General features: G+C 45.1%; 3 protein-coding genes and 1 riboswitch. All 3 genes read left to right on the top strand.

Annotated elements, in window-relative coordinates; genetic code table 11:
• The first annotated feature begins 461 nt into the window (after positions 1 to 461).
• Positions 462 to 576: riboswitch (FMN riboswitch) on the top strand.
• A 134-nt stretch (positions 577 to 710) separates the two neighbouring features.
• The gene (gene ribD / locus GKG43_RS22605; RefSeq protein WP_055152666.1) at positions 711 to 1,814 is read left to right on the top strand and encodes a bifunctional diaminohydroxyphosphoribosylaminopyrimidine deaminase/5-amino-6-(5-phosphoribosylamino)uracil reductase RibD; all 1,104 of its coding nucleotides are present in this window, start codon (positions 711 to 713) and stop codon (positions 1,812 to 1,814) included.
• Positions 1,796 to 2,431 (top strand): riboflavin synthase, encoded by a 636-nt coding sequence (locus tag GKG43_RS22600; protein ID WP_055152668.1) that lies wholly within the window; start codon positions 1,796 to 1,798, stop codon positions 2,429 to 2,431. The genes ribD and GKG43_RS22600 overlap by 19 nt, the downstream gene beginning before the upstream one ends.
• Before the next feature lie 13 nt (positions 2,432 to 2,444).
• A partial coding sequence (locus GKG43_RS22595; protein WP_173020146.1) for a 3,4-dihydroxy-2-butanone-4-phosphate synthase occupies positions 2,445 to 2,950 on the top strand: 506 nt, incomplete at its 3' end.

The raw sequence follows: 2,950 nt of genomic DNA, 5'->3' as shown, positions 1-2,950 counted from the left end.
TGTTCCTTGTAACTTGTCCACCATATCAGTTCATTATAAAAATCTTAGATTTTTGTCTTGACAACTGAGCCACTATATCCTCCCGCAAATTCACTGCAATTCTCTATAGGTCTCATACCTCTGCGTAATCATCATTCTCCCGGCTATGGCAGCCCCCCTAAAACTTCCAACGCCGTCCGCCTGTTAAGGCAGAAACTCGCAAAAAAGAGCTTTGCTCTGTATCTTCCTTGTATCTATCTCCTATGAGATCATTATTCTTATATTGTACTCCCTGGCGGGAATGAATGCAATCATATTTTCCCCTCATTACTGTGCAATTTTTTTATTTCTTCTCGGCATTACTGCTTATTCAATTTTGGAATCATCATACGATAAATTGGAATACCCTATTTCCTCTAAATTCCATAAACTATATTGACAGTTCGTACCTGCCCCACTATAATAAATTTAATTGAATAACAAACTATCTTCAGGGCAGGGTGCAATTCCCTACCGGTGGTACAGCCCACGAGCCGCAAGGTATGATTCGGTGCAACTCCGAAGCCGACAGTAAAGTCTGGATAAAAGAAGATGAAAAGTAAACATGCTTTTTATATACTCTGAGATGATTCTATCATTTCAGAGTTTTTTGTTTAGATCGCATAAATTACCTTTTTAAATGTCTTGGATAGATTTTATTCAAGGCATTTATTTTTTTCGGAGGTGATGATATGGATAATTTAAAACACATGCAATCCGCATTGGCGCTTGCAAAAAAGGGCTGTGGGTTCGTGAATCCGAATCCAATGGTCGGGGCTGTTATTGTAAAGAACGGCAAGGTGATCGGGCAGGGCTGGCATGAATACTTCGGGGGGCCGCATGCTGAAAGAAATGCCCTTCGTAACTGTACGGATTCTCCGGAAGGGGCCGTCCTGTACGTAACCCTGGAGCCCTGCTGCCACTACGGGAAAACTCCCCCCTGCACCGAGGCCATAATCCGCAGTGGAATAGCAAAAGTGGTGATCGGCACGCTGGATCCCAATCCGGTCATGGCAGGAAAAAGTGTTGAGATCTTACAAAACAATCAGATCCAGGTTGAGGTTGGCGTTCTGGAAGAAGACTGCAGAAAACTGATAAAGGTATTCCGCAAATTCATAACAACAAAAAATCCCTTTGTCCTAATGAAATACGCTATGACAATGGATGGAAAAATCGCCACTTACACCAAACGCTCAAAATGGATAACCGGCAAGGAGGCCAGACAGCGGGTGCATCAGACAAGGCATGCTTTTTCAGCAATTATGGTGGGCGTGAATACGGTCATATATGATAATCCATCGTTAACCTGCCGTCTGGAAAATGGCAGGAGTCCGGCCCGGATCATTTGTGACACACACCTGCGGACTCCCCTGGAATCAAATGTTGTCCAGACAGCCGGTTCCGTCACAACCTTTCTGGCTACCAGCAGCAAAGATGAAGGGAAACGGAGACAATACCTGGAAAAAAACTGCGCACTGATAGACGTGAAGGAAATAGACGGCCATATAGACCTTACAGACCTTATGGCTGACCTGGGCAGCCGAAATATTGACAGTGTTCTCTTAGAGGGCGGCAGTACTTTAAACTGGAGCGCCTTAGACCAAAAGATCGTGGATGAGACAGAGATTTATATCGCCCCCAAACTTTTCGGCGGTGCAGCCAGCACTCCTGTGGGTGGAAACGGCGTTGCTTTTCCGAACGAAGCTTTTCAGCTAAAAACGTCTTCTGTTTCTCAGATCGGGGATGATTTTCTTATCGAAAGTGAGGTGATATATCCATGTTCACTGGAATCATAGAGGAAGTTGGGAATATTTCCGGTATACATAAAAAGGGGAATTCTGTCCGATTGATTATCTATGCAAAAACAATCTTGGAAGATATCAAAACCGGAGACAGTATCGCTGTGAACGGCATCTGCCTGACTGCCGCTGCTCATGAGGCATCCTCGTTTACCGCAGATGTCATGCACGAAACGCTAAGCAGGACGGCCCTCTCCGGCCTGAAGCAGGGAAGTCCCGTTAATCTGGAAAGAGCAATGCCGGCAGGCGGGCGGTTTGGCGGACATATCGTTACAGGCCATATTGACGGCACAGGGACTATTTCTAAAATTCAAAAGGATACGATTGCTGTATGGTACACAATTCAGACAACCGATAAAATCGCGCGGTACATTATTGAAAAAGGTTCTATTGCGATAGACGGGATCAGTCTTACGGTTGCAGCGGTATCCGGAAACAGTTTTCGTGTCTCTGTGATCCCCCATACTCTGGCACATACAGCACTAATCACAAAAAGGAACGGCGATACCGTCAATCTTGAGAATAACTGTATCGGTAAATATGTGGAGAAGCTTCTGGGCAAAGAAGATACATCTATGATAACAAAAGAGTTTCTACTTAAAAATGGATATTAGGAGGGCATTCAAAATGAAGCTGGATTCAATAAAAAAAGCGGTCGAAACATTACAGGCAGGAAAATTAATTCTCGTCATGGACGATGAAGACAGAGAAAATGAGGGCGATCTTATATGTGCAGCCGAGTACGCAACAACAGAAAATGTTAACTTTATGGCGAGCTTTGCAAAGGGATTAATTTGCATGCCAATGAGCAGAGAAATTGCAGAGCGGCTTATGCTGCCCCCTATGGTTGAGAAAAATTCAGATAACCACGATACTGCTTTCACAGTATCCATTGACCACAAAGATACCACCACCGGCATTTCCGCCGGGGAAAGAGGTTTTACTGCCCGCATGTGTGTATCAGAGCATGCCTCTGCAGCAGATTTCCGCCGTCCCGGCCATATGTTTCCTCTAATAGCAAAAGAGGGCGGAATTTTAGCGAGAAACGGACACACAGTGCAAACAGCCACTTTCTGCGGCCAGCAGGGCCGCATTTCCCGGCCAGTCAGGGCCATATTAAACGGCCAGTTTTA

The organism is Eubacterium sp. BIOML-A2 (assembly GCF_009680135.1).
GTDB lineage: Bacteria > Bacillota > Clostridia > Lachnospirales > Lachnospiraceae > Faecalicatena > Faecalicatena contortus_B.
This window is presented reverse-complemented; position numbering and strand designations above follow the sequence as displayed.